We start from the raw sequence: 15984 nt of genomic DNA, 5'->3' as shown, positions 1-15984 counted from the left end.
CCCGATGTACCAGAGCTCCTATGCGGCTATGGCCGCAGATGACTACGCCCTTGCCCGCGCCCAGGAATGGCGCGCGCTGGACCACGCCGTGACCCTGCTCGAGGAAGCACGCCCGACCGGGGCGGCCTCGCCAGAGACGATCGAGGCGGTCGGCTTCCTGCGCCGTCTCTGGACGCTGCTGATCGAGGACCTCGGCAGTGCCGAGAACGGCCTGCCCGAGAACCTGCGCGCCTCGCTGATCTCGATCGGCCTCTTTGCCCTGCGCCAGGGCGAGGCGCTGCGGCTGGGACAGTCCGAGGATTTCGAATCGGTCATCGACGTCAACAAGATGATCCGCGACAGCCTGGCCTGAGCCGGAGGATGGGCAAGCCGATGAACCTCTCTCTGCGCGCCAACGAGAAGATCTACATCAACGGGGCGATCCTGCGCTTCGACCGCAAGGTCAGCCTCGAGCTGATGAACGACGCGACCTTCCTGCTCGAGACCCATGTCATCCAGCCCGACGAGACGACGACGCCACTGCGGCAGCTCTATTTCGTCGTCCAGACCATGCTGATCGACCCGAAGAACGCCGGCGCCGCCCGGCTGCTCTTCGACCGGATGCTGATGACGACCGCCTGCATCTTCGAGGATGCCGACGTGCTCCTCGGGCTTCAGGCCGTCGACCGGCTGATCGTCGAGGAGCGGCATTTCGAGGCGCTGAAGCAGCTGCGGGCGCTCTATCCGGCGGAAGCCGCCATCCTCGCAAGCTCCGGGCAGGCCAGGGGGTCTAGCCTGACGGCAACGGTGAGGGTCGCGTCCGCCGCGCCGCGGCGCTGCGAAGCCCAGCTCGCCTGACGATACCAGCCCCGCCTCCCGGCGGGTCGCCACCCCGAACCCGGCGGAGCCGATCATGGACGTGAGCAGCATCCAGAGCACCACGACGAGCACGACCTCGAGCTCGACGAGCGCCAAGAACGCCATGGGCGACTACAACACCTTCCTCCAGCTCCTGATCGCCCAGGCCAAGAACCAGGATCCGACCAACCCGACCGACCCGGCGCAATACGTCCAGCAATTCGCGGCGCTCTCGCAGGTCGAGCAGTCGGTCACGGCCAATGCCAAGCTCGACCAGATCATCGCCGGCATCGCGGCGCTGAAGCCCGCCACGACGCAAGCCTGAGGCGGCGGCCGTGAACGAGGCCGACGCCCTCGACCTGATGCGTGACGCGGTCTGGGCGATCATCGTCGGCGCCGGCCCCGCCGTGGCCGCCGCGATGGCGATCGGCCTGATCATCGCGCTGATGCAGGCCCTGACGCAGGTGCAGGAGGCAACGCTGACCTTCGTGCCCAAGATCGTCGTCATCCTGATCGTGATGGCGGCCACCGGCGCTTTCACCGGCGCCCAGGTGTTCGCCTTCACCGAGCGCGTCTACGGGCGCATCGAGCGCGGCTTCTGAGCGCGCGCCGACGGGCGCGCATTTCCGACGACAGGACAGGGTGCCAGAATGGCCACGCCCCATCTCATCACCGGCAAGGTCGCGCCCAAGGCTGTGCTGGGCGAACCGCCGGCCAGCCGCCGCGACATCGGCTTCGCCGTCGGCATCATCGGCATTCTGTCGATCCTGTTCCTGCCGATCCCGGCCTTCCTGATCGATCTCGGCCTTGCGCTCTCGATCGCCCTTTCGGTGCTGATCCTGATGGTGGCGCTCTGGATCAAGAAGCCGCTGGAGTTCTCCTCCTTCCCCACCATCCTGCTGGTCGCGACGATGCTGCGGCTGGCCCTCAACATCGCCACGACGCGCGTCATCCTCTCGCATGGCAACGAGGGCTCGCATGCGGCGGGCTACATCATCGACGGCTTCGCCCGCTTCGTCATCGCCGGCGACTTCGTCATCGGCCTGATCGTCTTCATCATCCTCGTCACGGTGAACTTCATCGTGATCACCAAGGGCGCGACCCGCATCGCCGAGGTCGGCGCCCGCTTCACCCTCGACGCCATCCCCGGCAAGCAGATGGCGATCGACGCCGATCTCTCGGCCGGGCTGATCGACGCGCCCGAGGCGCAGCGCCGCCGCCTCGAGCTGGAGGAGGAGAGCTCCTTCTTCGGCGCCATGGACGGCGCCTCGAAATTCGTCCGCGGCGACGCCATCGCCGGCCTGATCATCACCGCCGTGAACATCCTCGGCGGCATCATCATCGGCGTCACCCGCCACGGCATGTCGCTGTCCCAATCGGCCGACGTCTTCGTCAAGCTCGCGGTCGGCGACGGCCTCGTCACCCAGATCCCCGCGCTGATCGTCTCGCTCGCCGCCGGCTTGCTCGTCTCGAAGGGCGGCACCCGCGGCACGGCCGAGCAGGCGATCCTCGGCCAGCTCGGGCATTATCCCCGCGCGCTCTTCGTCGCCTCCTTCCTGATGGTGATCCTGGCGCTGGTGCCGGGCCTGCCGCTTCTGCCCTTCGCGCTGCTCGGCGGGCTGATGGCCTTCGTCGGCTACACGATTCCCAAGCGCAACGCCGAGCGCGCCGCGGCCGCCGAGGAGATCCGCGCCATGGAGGCCGAGGAGGCCGTGCGCGAGAGCCAGGACACGATCAAGGAATCGCTGCGCACCGCCGAGATCGAACTCAGCCTCGGCAAGCAGCTCGCCGCCGAGATGCTGACCTCGCACAGCGAACTGGCCCATCGCGTCGGCAAGATGCGCAAGAAATTCGCGCAGCAATACGGTTTCGTCGTGCCCGAGATCAAACTCTCCGACAGCCTGACGCTGCCGCCCAAGCATTACGAGTTCCGCATCCACGGCACCGTCGCCGCCACCGGCGAGATGCGCCCCGGCAGCATGCTGGTCGTCGTCGGCGACGGCCGCCTGCCCGATCTGCCGGGCGAGGAGGTCCGCGAGCCCGCCTTCGGCGTCAAGGCGATGTGGGTCTCGGAAAGCTACGCCAACGAGGTCCGGCGCGAGGGCATGCAGCCGGTCGACCGGCTCTCGGTGCTGCTGACCCATCTCAGCGAAACGATCCGCAAGAATCTCGGCCAGCTCCTGTCCTACAAGGACATGCGCGCGCTGCTCGACCGGCTGGGACCTGAATACAAGAAGTTGCTCGACGAGATCTGCCCGGCCCATATGTCGCTCTCGAGCCTGCAGGCGGTGCTGCGCCTGCTGCTGGCCGAGCGCGTCTCGATCCGCAATCTCCACCTCATCCTCGAGGTCGTCGCCGAGATCGCGCCCCATGTCCGCCGCGCCGAGCAGATCGCCGAGCATGTGCGCATGCGCATGGCCCAGCAGATCTGCGGCGACCTCACCCAGGGCGGCGTGCTCAACATGCTCAGGCTCGGCAACCGCTGGGACCTCGCCTTCCATGAGAGCCTGCGCCGCGATGCCAAGGGCGAGGTCGTCGAGTTCGACATCGACCCGCGCCTGATCGAGGAGTTCGCGGCCGAGGCGACGACGGCGATCCGCGCCCGCATGGACCAGGGCCAGAGCTTCGTGCTCGTCACCAGCCCGGATGCGCGGCCTTACGTGCGCATGATCGTCGAGCGCATCTTCCCGGCGCTGCCCGTCCTCTCCCATGTCGAGATTGCGCGCGGGCTGGAGGTCAACCTGCTGGGTACGATCTCGTGACGCCGTTCACGCCCGACACGGTGCTGCATGCCTTCCTGATCTTCTGCCGCATCGGCGCCTGCCTGATGCTGATGCCGGGCTTCTCCAGCCCGCGCGTGCCCGTCCGCTTCCGGCTGATGATCGCCGTCGGCGTCACCCTGGCGCTGACGCCTTACGTGCTGCCGGCCTTCGCCCATCTCGTCTCGCCGGGCCCGGCCACGCTGCTGCGCGTCGTGCTCGCGGAGACGATGACCGGAGCGCTGATCGGGCTGATGGCGCGCTTCTTCTTCCTGGCGCTGCAGACCATCGCGACCGCGATGGCGACGACCGCCGGCCTCGGCCAGCTGCCGGGCCTGCCGATCGACGAGGCCGAGGCCTCCGCCCCCTTCGTGACGCTGATCACCCTGACGGCGGCGACGCTGATGTTCGTCACCAACCAGCACGCCGAGGTCATCCGCGCGCTGGCGGGCTCCTACAGCCGCATCGCGCCGGGCACGCCGCTCGACGCTCAGGCCGGGCTGATCCAGATCGCCGACCGAGCGTCCGAGACCTTCAATCTGGCCCTGCGCGTCGGCAGCCCCTTCATCATCTATGCGGTGATCGTCAATCTCGCGATCGGCCTGATGAACAAGCTGACGCCGCAGATCCCGGTCTATTTCATCTCGCTGCCCTTCGTCATCGCGGGCGGGCTGTTCCTGCTCTACTTCTCGGGGCCGGAGGCGCTGAGCCTGTTCATCACCGCCTTCTCCACCTGGCTGGCGCGGGGCTGAGCGGAGATGCAGGGCCAGCGACTCAAGGCGATCGAGCGGATGCTGTCGATCCAGTCGCGCATCCGCAAGCTCGCCGAATGGCGCCAGAAGGCGATCGAGCTGCAGGCCGCCGCGGCGCGCGCCGAATCCCGTGCGCTGGTCGCGGCGCTCAACGGCGACGGGCCGACCGCCGGGCTCTTCGCCGACATGACCGCGAAGCGCCTGCACCGGACCGAAGTCTCGGCCGCGCGCTTCGAGGCGGCCGCGATCGTCCAGGCGAAGCAGGTCCTCGCCGAGACGGGCCGCGAGAAGCGCACCGCCCGCCTCGCCGACCATGTCCGCAAGGTGAAGCTCCGCGCCGACCAGGACGGCGCGCTCGTTGAGATCATGGATGCGCGTGAAGGCCAGCGGGCGGCAACGCTCTGAGGGCTGCCGGGATCGCCTCTCAGGCCTCATCCTGAGGAGCGATTCTCTTGGGAATGGCGTCTCGAAGGATGCTCCAGGAAGCTCCCGAGACATCTGAAGCATCCTTCGAGACGCCGCGTTCCGCGGCTCCTCGGGATGAGGACTGGAGCCGCTGACGGACGCCAAAACAGCGCCGCCCGCAAGCCTGAAACAAGCCTGATCCGCCATCATCGGCACCAGATCGTTCAACGACCCTGGAAGGTGACAATGGCGATTTCTCCTCCGTCGGACATCGTGCTCGATGTGGCCCGCGCCGCCGATCCGGCACGCCTGCAGCTCGCCGTTGACCGGCTCCAGAAGCTCGGCAACGGCATCGCCGGCACCCAGTTCGCCGCAGCGGTGGACGAGGCGGCCCCGGCCGGGGGTGTCCCCGGCCTCGCCGGAGCCCGCGAGAAATTTGCCGCTCTTGTGCCGGCTAAACTCCATGACATGGCGTCAGCGGTCCCGTCGAAGAATGCCAAGACCATGCAGCAGTTCGAGGCGCAGGTGATCCAGACCTTCATCGAGCAGATGATGCCCGAGGCGACGGCGAACAACTTCGGCAGCGGCACTGCCGGCGGCGTCTGGCGCTCGATGCTCTCCGAGCAGATCGCCAACCAGATCGCCAAGGCGGGCGGCCTGGGCCTCCGCGAGAAGGTCGAGGCCGCGATCGCCGCCCGCAACAACACGGGCGCCGCCGACGGCGCCGTCGCCGCCGCGCACAAGCTGCTCGACGGCCGGATCGCCGGCGCCAATGCACGCGACCTCGCCATCCCGCTCTCCGTCGAGCAGCGCTTCCTCAACCTGACCAAGCCGGCCAGTTCCGGTGGCGTCGCCCGCTCCAACTTCCGACAGGCCTGACCCCATGACCGAGCTGTCCGACACAACCGCGCTCGCCGATATCCAGGCCACGCTCCCCGCGCTGGTGCCGCCGCCCGTGGCGATGCAGGAGGAGCCCGCGGCCCCCAGCGCCGCCTCCCGCGCCATGTGGGCCGTTCTCGACCGCCTCGAACAGGCGATCGACCATGAGACCCGCGAGCTGATGGCGCTGCGCAGCGCCGACTTCAACCGCCTCAATGAGATCAAGAGCCGGCTGCTGCTCGACGCCAGCCGGGCGCTCCGCGCCATGCGCGACGAGGTCGGCGACGGCCCGCTGATCGCGCGGCTCTCCTCGCTGCGGCTGAAGCTCGAGCACAACCGGATGGCGATCGGGATGCACCTCGAGGCGGTGCGCGAGATCGCCTCCGCCATGACGAGCACGCTGATCGACGCCGAGTCGGACGGCACCTATTCCGCCACCTCGCGCCTCGCCGCCGCGCCGGTGCCGCGGGCCCGCGCCTCATGACCACGGCGCGGCTGCTCGTCCTCGGCGCCTGGGTCTGCGGGGTCACGCTGCTCTCGGGCCACCTCGCCCTGACCTGGCGCGCTGAGACGCCGCCGGCCGCCGAGGCCCCCTTCTTCGAGGGGCTCGAATATGAGGAGACGGCGCTGATCCATGTGCCGATCATCGCGAACGGGGATGTGCAGGGCTATGTCGCGGCGCAGTTCGTCTTCACCGCCGATGCCCGCACGCTGCGCCAGATGACCGTGAAGCCGCATCCTTACGTCCGCGACGAGGCGCTGCGGGCGATCTACTCCAACGGCAAGGTCGATTTCTCCCGGCTGGAGCGCGTCGACATCGACGCGCTGCTGAAGACCGTGAAGACCGGCGTCAACGCCCGCCTCGGCGGCGAACTCGTCAAGGACGTGCTGGTCAAGGAATTCAACTACGTTCGCAAGGACCAGCTCCGCGGCTGAGAGCGGCGTCGCCGTCATTGCGAGCGAAGCGAAGCCATCCAGAAGGGCGCGCTCGAAGCTCCCTGGATTGCTTCGCTTCGCTCGCAATGACGGTGGCGGCCAAAGCGACGGTACGCGCTTCAACCACCCTCACCCCTGCAGCGTGCTCGCCAGATCCTTGAAGGCATCCGTGCTGAGCGCCGCGCTCATCTCCTGGTGCAGGGCCTCGTAGATCTTCGGCACCAGAACGATCGCCTTGTCGAGCTCGGCATCGGCACCGGCCTGATAGCCGCCCATCAGCCGCAGGTCGCGCGTGTCCTCGAAGCGCGAGATCAGCGCCTTCATGCGTGACGCCAGCCCGCGCTGCTCCGGCGTCCAGACATGGTGGGCGAGGCGCGAGACCGAGCCCAGCACGTTCACCGCCGGATAGCGGCCCTGGTCGGCGATGGCGCGGTCGAGCACGAGATGCCCGTCGAGCGTACCGCGGATCGAATCCGCGACCGGGTCGTTGTGGTCGTCGCCATCGATCAGCACGGAGAAGATGCCTGTGATCGTGCCGGTGCCCTCGACGCCGGGCCCCGCCCGCTCGAGTAGCTTCGGCAGCGTGCTGAAGACGCTCGGCGTATAGCCGCGGGCCACCGCGGGCTCGCCGGCCGCCAGCGCGACATCGCGCGCGGCATGGGCGAGGCGCGTCACGGAATCGAGGATCAGCAGCACATCCTCGCCCTGGTCGCGGAAGTACTCGGCGACCGCCATGGCGGTGTTGGGCGCGAGCCGGCGCATCATCGCGCTCTCGTCGCTGGTCGAGACGACGGCGACCGCCTGGGCGCGCATCGGGCCCAGCGTGTCGTCGAGGAACTCGCGCACCTCGCGGCCGCGCTCGCCAACGAGTCCGATGACGATCGTCGTGAAACCCGGTGCCCGCGCCAGCATCGAGAGCAGGCTCGACTTGCCGACGCCGGAGCCGGCGAAGATGCCGATGCGCTGGCCGGCGCAGAGCGGCGTGAACAGGTCGACGACCTTGACGCCGGTGCGGATCGGCCGCGTCACCCGCGCGCGCCGCATCGCCTCCGGCGGCGGCCCCTCGGCCGGCATCGCGACATCGCCGGCCGGAAGCGGCCCGCCCTCGTCGATCGGCTCGCCGAAGGCGTTGACGACGCGGCCCTTCCAGCCCTGGGAGGGGCGCAGCACGAGCGGCCCGGCAAGGCTGGCGCGGGCGCCGAGCCCGACGCCGACGGTCGTCGCGAAGGGCTTCACCAGCACGCCGTCGCGATCGATCCGGATCGCCTCGCCCAGTTCCGCACGGCCATGGGTCGAAAGCGCGATGCGCTCGCCCAGCCGCACGAAGCGCGAAAGACCGCCGACGCGCAGCGCCGCCGGCGTGACCTCGGAAACGCTGCCGCTGACCTGAACCAGATCATGCGGCTGCGGCCCGCCGGCCAGGGCCAGTTCGAGGCGTGTAAGGGCGTTCATGGGAGTCATGTCCGGTCGCTACACTCAGCTTTCGCCGAGCGAGCGTATAGCGCCGTCCACCGCCTTCTCGCCCTTGTCGATCGCATTCGCCGCGCTCTCGAAGGCGCGCGTCACCGCGATCAGCTTCGTCATCTCGCGGATCGGGTTGACGTTCGAGCCCTCGACAAAGCCCTGGCGCACGCCGTTGCGGACGAAATCGAGGATCGGAGTCGCCGGGCGGTCGGGCATCACGCCGGAATTGTCGTGGCGCTGCAGCTTGGCGGCAGGGTCGATGGAAAAGAGGCCGATCGCGCCGACCTGCTGGTTGCCCTGCCAGATCATGCCGTCGCGGGCGATCACTGGAGGCCCGCCCTCGGGGTCGAGCTGCATCGGCGCGCCGCCGGCATCGAGCACCGGATGGTCCGAAAGCGTGCGCAGCTCGCCCTGCGGCGTCATCTTCATCCGCCCGTCGCGGGTGTAGACCGTGCCGGCGGGCGTGGTGATCGCGAGCCAGCCCTCGCCTTCGACGGCGACGTCGAGCGGGTTGCCGGTCTTGTCGAGCCCGCCCTGGATACGGCTGATATAGGTTTCCCCCGCCGAGGCGAACGAGACCGCATCCGGCCCCTTCTTCGACAGGAAGGTGCTGAACTTGACCTCCTCGGCTCGGAAACCGGCCGTATTCATGTTAGCGACGTTGCGCGCCAGCGTCTCCATGCGCTTCTCCAGCACGAGCTGGGAGGACAGGCCGACATAGATCGAGGACTGCATGGTCACACGCCTCCGAGGCGGAGATTCTGGATGCTGAACAGGACATCGGTGCTGACCCCGGCCGCAACTGGCGGCCCGACGAGGATGGTCAGGGCGTTATTGGCCGCGCTCTGGCTGGCGCCGATATCGGCGAGCGAGGTGAAGCGCAGCAGGAAGCGCTTGACGCCCTCCGCGTCCTTCAGCTGGTCGAAATCGAGTTTCTTGGAGATCATCTCCGCCTGCTTGTCGATCGGCATCATCGAGGTCGAGGCGGGGATGCCGAGCGCCGTCTGCACCACCTTCAGCAGCGCCGGATCGGCCAGCACCTCAAAGGCGTTCTTGAGGCCCGACGCCTTGCGCTCGAAATAGAGCGCGAGCCGTACATTCTCGTTCTGGCTGCCCTGCTGCTCCTCGAAGACCTGGCGGACATAGCGCTCGGTCATCGGCTTCTGCGTGCGGTCGAAGCTCGTCGTCGCCGAGCCGTTGCGGGCGAAGTTGAAGGTCGTTGCCAGCTCCTTGTAGCGCGGGTCGGTCAGCTTGTTGGCGAAGCTCGACGCGGTGTCGACGCCCTCGGTCAGGACCTTGCGGATCAGGCCCTTGGCGTAGGTCATCTCCTCCAGCCCGAAGGCCTTCATCGCGTAGCGAAAGATCCGGTCGTTGCCCAGGAAGTCGTCGATCGATTTGATCTTGCCGATATTGGCGAGATAATGCGCGCTCTCATTGGCCGTCTGCGGCACCGCGGCCGCCCGCTCCAGCGATTTGGGCAGGTTCCGGGCCACGGCCTGGAACGCCATCGTCGTCGTAGTCATCGTCGCAATCCCGGCCGTGATCCGGGCGTGCACCCGGACATTCATGAGACATCAGACTCCCGTGCAAGGCTTGCGCGGGCCTGACTTTTGTCCCGCGACAGTCGTTTCAGCCTCGCGCAAGCCAGATCCACTAGCGCTTCACTTGCAGATTGCGAGAAGGAGCGGCGCCTTGAGCGTATTGATCGGTTTGTTGATTGCGGTCGGCTCGCTCATCGGCGGTTTCGCCGCGATGGGCGGGCATGTCGCCGTGCTCTGGCAGCCCTGGGAACTGGTGATCATCCTGGGCACCGCCATCGGCACCTATTTCGTCGCCAACCCGATGAAGACGGTCACCGACACCGGCACCGCGGTGATGGAGGCGCTGCGCAACACGGCGCCGAGCCAGGCGCATTACTTCGAGGTGCTCGGCGTGCTCTATGCGCTGATGCGCGAGCTGCGCAACAAGGGCCGCGCCGAGATCGAGCAGCACATCGAGACGCCCTATGAATCGGCGCTCTTCGCGGCCTATCCCGGCGTCCTCGCCGACACCCAGCTCACCACCTTCATCTGCGACTATTTCCGCCTGATCATCGTCGGCAAGGCGCAGGCCCATGAGGTCGAGGCGCTGCTCGACGAGGAGATCGGCAGCCACTTCCAGGACCGTCTGAAGCCCTATTACGCGCTGGGCACCGTGTCGGAGGCCCTGCCCGCGCTCGGCATCGTCGCCGCCGTGCTCGGCGTCATCAAGGCGATGGGCGCGATCGACCAGTCGCCGGCCCTGCTCGGCGGCTTCATCGGCGCAGCCCTGGTCGGCACCTTCGCCGGCATCTTCTTCTCCTATGGCGTGATTGGCCCGATCTCGCTGAAGATCAAGGCGGTCCGCGAGAAGCAGCTGCGCGTCTACATCGTCGTCAAGCAGACCCTGCTCGCCTTCATCAACGGCGCCGCGCCCCAGGTCGCGCTCGAATACGGCCGCAAGGTCATCTCCGCCGCCGAGCGCCCCTCCATCGACGAGGTCGAGGACAAGACCATCAGCGGCGCCGGCCAGCGTGCGGCGCCCGCCAATGACCGCGCCCAGAAGGAAGCCGCCTGATGAGCACCGCCGCCCAGGCCATCCGCGAGGACAAGCTCCTCGAATCGACAGGCATCTCGATCGACCGGCTGCCGATGCTGCGCATGGTCTTCGACCGGCTCGCCACCGGCTGCGCCGACGCGGTGCGCCAGATGTCGACCTCGCCGACCTATTTCTCCGTCGCCAACGTCCAGAGCCAGCGCATCGGCGACGCGCTCAACGCCCACGCCCACAACACCATCGCCGGCATCTTCCACTCGCCGGAATGGGATTCGCGCATCCTGATCGGCTTCGACCGGGACTTCGTCTTCACCCTGATCGAGGTGCTCTTCGGCGCCGACGGCAGCGAGCGCCCTTACAAATACGAACCGGACTTCCCCGACGACGAGCGGCCCTACACGCCCATCGAGATCCAGGTCGCGCAGGCACTCTGCGAGCTCGCGGCGCAGAACCTCCAGGCCGCCTTCAGCCCCGTCGCCGATGTCAGCTTCATCTTCGAGCAGATCGAGACGCGGATGTATTTCGCCGCCATCGGCAGCCGCAGCAACCTGGCGGTGAAGTCGCAGCTCCTCGTCCAGGGCCTCGACAATTGCGGGCAGATGTTCGTCATCATCCCCCAGACGGCCCTGAACCCGATCCGCCAGAGCCTCACCCGCGTCGTCTCCGGCCACACCACCGTCAAGGACCAGCGCTGGACGCGGCAGATCCAGACGGAGGTCCACAAGACCGAGGTCAGGCTGCAGGCGATCCTCGAGGAGCGCCCGATGACGCTGGGCGAGATCAGCGCCCTCAAGATCGGCCAGGTCATCGAGCTGCAGGCCTCGCCGCGCTCCCCCGTCCGCCTCCAGTGCAACGACGAGACCGTCTTCTGGTGCCAGCTCGGCCAGCGCGACGGCTCCTATGTCCTGCGCGTGCAGGACAGCGCCAACCAGGAACAGGAGTTTTTCGATGATCTTCTATCTCGGTGAAGCCGTCCTCTTCGCGGCGCTGCTGCTGACCAGCCTCCAGGTCCTTCGCATGCGCCGCGAGCTGCAGCGCATGCGCGCCTACCATGCCGAATTCCAGCAGGTCTTCGGCAAGACCGAGACCGCGCTGTCCGCCATCCAGGCGACGATCCGCGAGCTGCACGCCAGCGGCCGCGACGTCGTCGAGGAACTCGGCCAGCGCATCGACACCGGGCGCCGCCTCGCCGGCGAGCTGAAGCGGATCGGCGCCGGGCTCGACGCGCCCCATGCCGCCGCCCGCAAGGCCAACGCCGCCTGACGGCAGATCCCTCCGCCTTCCCGCCGGGAGACCACCATGAAGAAGCCGACCAAACCGATGAAGCTCTCCGACCTCGCTTTGTCCGAGGAGCAGGCCGACGTCGCCCTGATGGAGCCGCAGGCGGCAATCGAGGCCGAGGCCGCCGAGGCCCCGGCGCCCGCCGACGATCCGCTCAATCTCGAAGCGGTGATGCGCATCCCCGTCACGATCCAGGTCGTGCTCGGCAGCGCCTCCATGCAGGTCGCCAATCTGATGAAGCTGCGCCGCGGCGCGGTGGTGCCGCTCGACCACCGCGTCGGCGAGCCGGTCGACGTCGTCGTCAACGGCCGCATCGTCGCCCGCGGCGAGGTCGTCATCGTCGAGGACGACAACAGCCGCTTCGGCGTCTCGCTGACCGAGATCGTCGGCGTCCAGGCCAAGTTCGAAGAGTGAGGCCGGGCGCACGATGACGGCGATCGCGAAGGACACCCGGGCCACAAGCCCCGCCACGCCCGCCCCGGCGGGCAAGACGGCGGCGCTCGGCGGGGCCGGCAAGGCGGCCGTGCTCGTGCTCGCCATGGGCAAGCCGCTGGCCGGGCGGATGCTGAAGCATCTCGACACCGCCGAGGTCCGCGCCCTGATGCGGCGCGCCTCCGAGCTCGGCCCGGTCGCCGCCGACGACATCGCCGATCTCGTCGACGAGTTCAGCGACCAGTTCTCGCGCGGCATGAACCTGGTCGGCTCGCCCAGCGAGGTGCAGAAGCTGCTCACCGGCGTGCTGCCGCCCGAGGAGATCACCGAGATCATCGGCGAGACCGCCGAGGCGGCCAACCGCTCGATCTGGGACCGCATCTCGCAGATGCCCGAGAGCGCGCTCGCCGGCTATCTCGCCAAGGAACATCCGCAGACGGCGGCCTATGTGCTGTCCAAGCTCAAGCCGGCCTGCGCCTCGCGCGTGATGACGCAGTGGCCGGCCGACAGGCGCCACGAGCTGATGCGCCGCATGCTGAACCTCAAGCCCGTGGCCGAGCAGCCGGCGGCGATCGTCGAGAAGGCGCTCTACGAGGGCTTCACGCTGAACCTCTCGCGCAACAAGGGCGCCGACACCCATGCCCGCATGGCCGACATCCTCAACAAGATGGACAGCCAGGACATGGAGGAGGCGCTGGGCAGCCTGCAGCGGATCCGGCCGGAATCGGCGGAGATGCTGAAGGGCCTGCTCTTCACCTTCGATGACATCGTCAAGCTCTCGGCCCGCGCCCGCATGGCCATCTTCGACCAGGTCCCGACCGACCGGCTCGTGCTCGCGCTCAAGGGCACCGAAGCCGCCTTCCGCGACCAGATCCTCTCCTCGCTCGCGGCGCGCGCGCGCCGCATCGTGCAGCAGGATCTCGAGAACGGCGAGCCGGCGCTGCAGCGCGAGGTCGTCGATGCCCGTCGCGCCATCACCGACATCGCGCTGGAGATGGCCAGCCGCGGCGAGATCGAGCTCAACCCGGACCGCGAGGAGGGCGCCTATTTCCAGTAACCGGCAAGACGCCGAGGGGGAGGTGACGACGCGTGTCCGAACAGGACCAGGAGAGCAAGACCGAGGAGGCTTCCGAGAAGAAGGTGCGCGATGCCGTCGAGCGCGGCAACACGCCCTCCTCCAAGGAGGCCCCGATCTTCGCCGCCATCGCCGCGACGCTGATCGCCGGCGTCTTCCTGATGCGGGACGGCGCCGGCGGCATGGCCCGCTTCCTCACCGACTTCCTGGCCGACCCCGCCGGCTTCGACATCTCGACCAGCGGCAACACGACTGCGCTTCTGCTCTACGCCGCGATGCAGGCCGGCCTGTTCCTGTGGCCCATCTTCGCGCTCTTCCTCGTCTTCGGCCTGAGTGCGGCCTTCCTGCAGCATCCGCCCCAGCTCGCCCTCGAACGGATCACGCCGCAATGGTCGCGGCTCTCGCCGTCCAAGGGCTTCACGCGGATTTTCGGCAGCCAGGGCCTCGTTGAATTCGGCAAGTCGTTGGCCAAGTTCGCCGCCATCACGGTGACCGTCTGGCTGATCCTCAAATCGGACAAGAACACGGTGGTGACGGCCATGCTGAGGGACCCCAGCGCCCTTCCGGAACTGATCCTGACCATCGCGATCCGCCTGCTCTCGGCGGCCTGCGTGGCGACGATCGTGATCGTCGCGATCGACCTGGTCTGGACCCAGAAATTCTGGCGCCGCTCGCTGCGCATGACCAAGCAGGAGGTCAAGGACGAGCACAAGCAGGCCGAGGGCGACCCGATCCTGAAATCCCGCCGGCTCTCGCTCGCCCGCGACCGCGCCCGCAACCGCATGATGGCGGCCGTGCCGCGCGCCACCGTGATCATCGCCAACCCGACCCATTACGCCGTGGCGCTGCGCTATGTGCAGGAGGAGGGCGGCGCGCCGCTGGTGCTGGCCAAGGGCACCGACCTGATCGCGCTCAAGATCCGCGAGATCGCCGAAGCCAACGACATCCCCGTGGTCGAGGACCGCGCGCTCGCCCGCTCGCTCCACGCCGCCGTCCAGCTCGACCAGATGATCCCCGCGGAATTCTACAAGGTCGTCGCCGAGCTGCTCTGCCTCGTCTACGCGAAGAAGGTGGCGTGAGGAGCGCTGCGTCCCTCCAGCCCCGCGCAAGCTTCGCCCGCTACACCAGACCCATGGCAGGTTGACCCGATGGGTGCGTCCCCGGCGTCAAAGGCATGAAGCCGCCCTGCCATCCCGGTGCAAACCCGGAATGTTCCCACCAATCCCTTCCAGATTGAGGAACATCATCATGACCAGCCTGCTCACCAACACCTCCGCGATGACTGCGCTGCAGACGCTGACGCAGACCAACAAGAACCTCGCCCAGTCGCAGAACCGCATCGCCACCGGCCAGCGCGTCTCGACCGCCTCCGACAACGCCGCCTACTGGTCGATCGCCACGACGATGCGTTCGGACAACAAGGCGCTCGGCGCGGTGCAGGACGCTCTCGGCCTCGGCGCCGCGACCATCGACACGATGTATACCGGCCTGAACGGCACGGTCGAAGTCGTCTCGGAGATCAAGGCCAAGCTCGTCGCGGCCCGCACCCCCGGCGTCGACCGCGACAAGATCCAGAGCGAGATCAAGGAGCTCCAGAGCCAGCTCAAGAACACGGCGGACTCCGCGGTGTTCAACGGCGAGAACTGGATCTCGGTCGACTCGACGGCGTCGAGCTACAACGCCACGAAGTCGGTCGTCTCGTCCTTCTCCCGCGCCGGCGGCCAGGTCCAGGTCGACACCGTCACCGTCGATCTGAACGCGATCAAGCTCTACGACGCGAACCTCGACACGGCCTATGCGGCGCAGACCTTCCCGACGGTCACCACCGCGGCCCGCGATCCCCTGCTCGACGTCGGCGGCAACATCACTGTCACCGTCGGCGCAGCTCCGGCCCTCAACATCGCGGTCGCCGCCGGCACCTCGCTGAAGGACATCGCCAAGGAGATCAACAAGCTCGGCGTCGAGGGTCTGTCGGTCGGCATCAATGCCGCCGGTGACGCCCTCGCCTTCAAGAGCCGCAACGATGCGAACGTCGTGATCGACGCCAGCGTCGCCGGTCTCGGCGCGGCGGTGACGCTGACGGCGCTGGCCACCCCGGTCGACAGCAACAAGGGCATCCTGGACAAGACCTACGATGCCTATACCGGCACCGCCTGGGAGACCTTCTCCGTCGCCGACATCGACATCGCCAAGCTGACCGACAACGCCACGGACCTCGCCAAGCTCGAGACCTACATCTCGGCCGTCGACGACGCCCTGGGCACGATCACCGATGCCGCCACCAATCTCGGTGCCATCAAGAACCGCATCGGCCTGCAGCAGGACTTCGTGAAGGCCCTGAAGGACTCGCTCGATCGCGGTATCGGCCAGCTCGTCGATGCCGACATGAACGCCGAATCGACCCGCCTCCAGGCGCTGCAGACGCAGCAGCAGCTCGGCATCCAGGCGCTGTCGATCGCCAACTCCGGCAGCCAGAGCATCCTCTCGCTGTTCCGCGGCTGACGCGAAAGGCATTTCCACACGCCAGACAGGGCCGCGCTCTCCCCCGGGAGCGCGGCCTTTTCCGTTTTCATCCCGCGAGAGGCGGCCT

20 protein-coding genes are annotated in these 15984 nt (G+C 67.9%); 17 read left to right on the top strand and 3 right to left on the bottom strand.

Annotated elements, in window-relative coordinates; all coding sequences use genetic code 11:
* The first annotated feature begins 4 nt into the window (after positions 1-4).
* The 10 genes from flaF to ABIE41_RS05445 all read left to right on the top strand — a co-directional run bounded on the left by flaF (position 5) and on the right by ABIE41_RS05445 (position 6568).
* Positions 5-352, top strand: coding sequence for a flagellar biosynthesis regulator FlaF (gene flaF, locus ABIE41_RS05490; RefSeq protein WP_192644852.1), 348 nt, complete (start codon positions 5-7; stop codon positions 350-352).
* A gap of 8 nt (positions 353-360) precedes the next feature.
* Complete coding sequence (gene flbT, locus ABIE41_RS05485; protein ID WP_210321100.1) at positions 361-837, top strand: flagellar biosynthesis repressor FlbT; 477 nt, start codon at positions 361-363, stop codon at positions 835-837.
* A gap of 55 nt (positions 838-892) precedes the next feature.
* A complete protein-coding gene (locus ABIE41_RS05480; protein WP_192644850.1) occupies positions 893-1162 on the top strand; it encodes a flagellar hook capping FlgD N-terminal domain-containing protein in 270 nt (89 codons plus the stop codon).
* Positions 1163-1172: 10 nt separating this feature from the next.
* Complete coding sequence (locus ABIE41_RS05475; protein WP_069053039.1) at positions 1173-1439, top strand: flagellar biosynthetic protein FliQ; 267 nt, start codon at positions 1173-1175, stop codon at positions 1437-1439.
* Positions 1440-1487: 48 nt separating this feature from the next.
* Positions 1488-3599 (top strand): flagellar biosynthesis protein FlhA, encoded by a 2112-nt coding sequence (gene flhA / locus ABIE41_RS05470; RefSeq protein ID WP_192644849.1) that lies wholly within the window; start codon positions 1488-1490, stop codon positions 3597-3599.
* On the top strand, positions 3596-4348 hold the full coding sequence (gene fliR, locus ABIE41_RS05465) for a flagellar biosynthesis protein FliR (RefSeq protein ID WP_192644848.1): 753 nt from the start codon (positions 3596-3598) through the stop codon (positions 4346-4348). The genes flhA and fliR overlap by 4 nt, the downstream gene beginning before the upstream one ends.
* A gap of 6 nt (positions 4349-4354) precedes the next feature.
* Positions 4355-4753 carry a hypothetical protein gene (locus ABIE41_RS05460; RefSeq protein ID WP_192644847.1) on the top strand — a complete coding sequence of 133 codons (399 nt, stop codon included), beginning with the start codon at positions 4355-4357 and terminating at the stop codon, positions 4751-4753.
* Positions 4754-4999: 246 nt separating this feature from the next.
* Positions 5000-5632: a rod-binding protein gene (locus ABIE41_RS05455; RefSeq protein WP_192644846.1), complete on the top strand. Its 633-nt coding sequence runs from the start codon at positions 5000-5002 to the stop codon at positions 5630-5632.
* A 4-nt stretch (positions 5633-5636) separates the two neighbouring features.
* Positions 5637-6116 (top strand): hypothetical protein, encoded by a 480-nt coding sequence (locus ABIE41_RS05450; protein WP_192644845.1) that lies wholly within the window; start codon positions 5637-5639, stop codon positions 6114-6116.
* Entirely contained in the window at positions 6113-6568 is a 456-nt protein-coding gene (locus ABIE41_RS05445; RefSeq protein WP_192644844.1) for a hypothetical protein, read from the top strand. The genes ABIE41_RS05450 and ABIE41_RS05445 overlap by 4 nt, the downstream gene beginning before the upstream one ends.
* A 129-nt stretch (positions 6569-6697) precedes the next feature.
* Here ABIE41_RS05445 and fliI read toward each other — a convergent pair whose 3' ends face one another.
* The 3 genes from fliI to ABIE41_RS05430 are packed head-to-tail and all read right to left on the bottom strand — an operon-like array spanning position 6698 to position 9555.
* Positions 6698-8020 carry a flagellar protein export ATPase FliI gene (gene fliI / locus ABIE41_RS05440; protein ID WP_192644843.1) on the bottom strand — a complete coding sequence of 441 codons (1323 nt, stop codon included), beginning with the start codon at positions 8018-8020 and terminating at the stop codon, positions 6698-6700.
* 24 nt (positions 8021-8044) lie between these two features.
* Positions 8045-8767 carry a flagellar basal-body rod protein FlgF gene (gene flgF, locus ABIE41_RS05435; protein ID WP_192644842.1) on the bottom strand — a complete coding sequence of 241 codons (723 nt, stop codon included), beginning with the start codon at positions 8765-8767 and terminating at the stop codon, positions 8045-8047.
* 2 nt (positions 8768-8769) lie between these two features.
* Positions 8770-9555: a DUF1217 domain-containing protein gene (locus ABIE41_RS05430; protein WP_192644841.1), complete on the bottom strand. Its 786-nt coding sequence runs from the start codon at positions 9553-9555 to the stop codon at positions 8770-8772.
* A 169-nt stretch (positions 9556-9724) separates the two neighbouring features.
* Between ABIE41_RS05430 and motA the strand changes: the two genes are divergently transcribed.
* The 7 genes from motA (at position 9725) to ABIE41_RS05395 (ending at position 15896) form a co-directional block, all read left to right on the top strand.
* The gene (motA, locus tag ABIE41_RS05425) at positions 9725-10627 is read left to right on the top strand and encodes a flagellar motor stator protein MotA (RefSeq protein ID WP_354191791.1); all 903 of its coding nucleotides are present in this window, start codon (positions 9725-9727) and stop codon (positions 10625-10627) included.
* On the top strand, positions 10627-11574 hold the full coding sequence (locus ABIE41_RS05420) for a flagellar motor switch protein FliM (protein ID WP_192644839.1): 948 nt from the start codon (positions 10627-10629) through the stop codon (positions 11572-11574). The genes motA and ABIE41_RS05420 overlap by 1 nt, the downstream gene beginning before the upstream one ends.
* Positions 11555-11869, top strand: a complete 315-nt coding sequence (locus ABIE41_RS05415) for a hypothetical protein (protein WP_192644838.1) — start codon at positions 11555-11557, stop codon at positions 11867-11869. The genes ABIE41_RS05420 and ABIE41_RS05415 overlap by 20 nt, the downstream gene beginning before the upstream one ends.
* Positions 11870-11977: 108 nt before the next feature.
* Positions 11978-12301, top strand: a complete 324-nt coding sequence (gene fliN / locus ABIE41_RS05410) for a flagellar motor switch protein FliN (protein WP_465247111.1) — start codon at positions 11978-11980, stop codon at positions 12299-12301.
* 13 nt (positions 12302-12314) lie between these two features.
* Positions 12315-13376: a flagellar motor switch protein FliG gene (locus ABIE41_RS05405; RefSeq protein ID WP_192644837.1), complete on the top strand. Its 1062-nt coding sequence runs from the start codon at positions 12315-12317 to the stop codon at positions 13374-13376.
* 32 nt (positions 13377-13408) lie between these two features.
* Complete coding sequence (locus tag ABIE41_RS05400) at positions 13409-14473, top strand: EscU/YscU/HrcU family type III secretion system export apparatus switch protein (RefSeq protein ID WP_192644836.1); 1065 nt, start codon at positions 13409-13411, stop codon at positions 14471-14473.
* A 169-nt stretch (positions 14474-14642) separates the two neighbouring features.
* Positions 14643-15896: a flagellin N-terminal helical domain-containing protein gene (locus ABIE41_RS05395; RefSeq protein ID WP_192644835.1), complete on the top strand. Its 1254-nt coding sequence runs from the start codon at positions 14643-14645 to the stop codon at positions 15894-15896.
* Positions 15897-15984: the final 88 nt, after the last annotated feature.

This window comes from Bosea sp. OAE506 (assembly GCF_040546595.1).
Lineage (GTDB): Bacteria > Pseudomonadota > Alphaproteobacteria > Rhizobiales > Beijerinckiaceae > Allobosea.
This window is presented reverse-complemented; position numbering and strand designations above follow the sequence as displayed.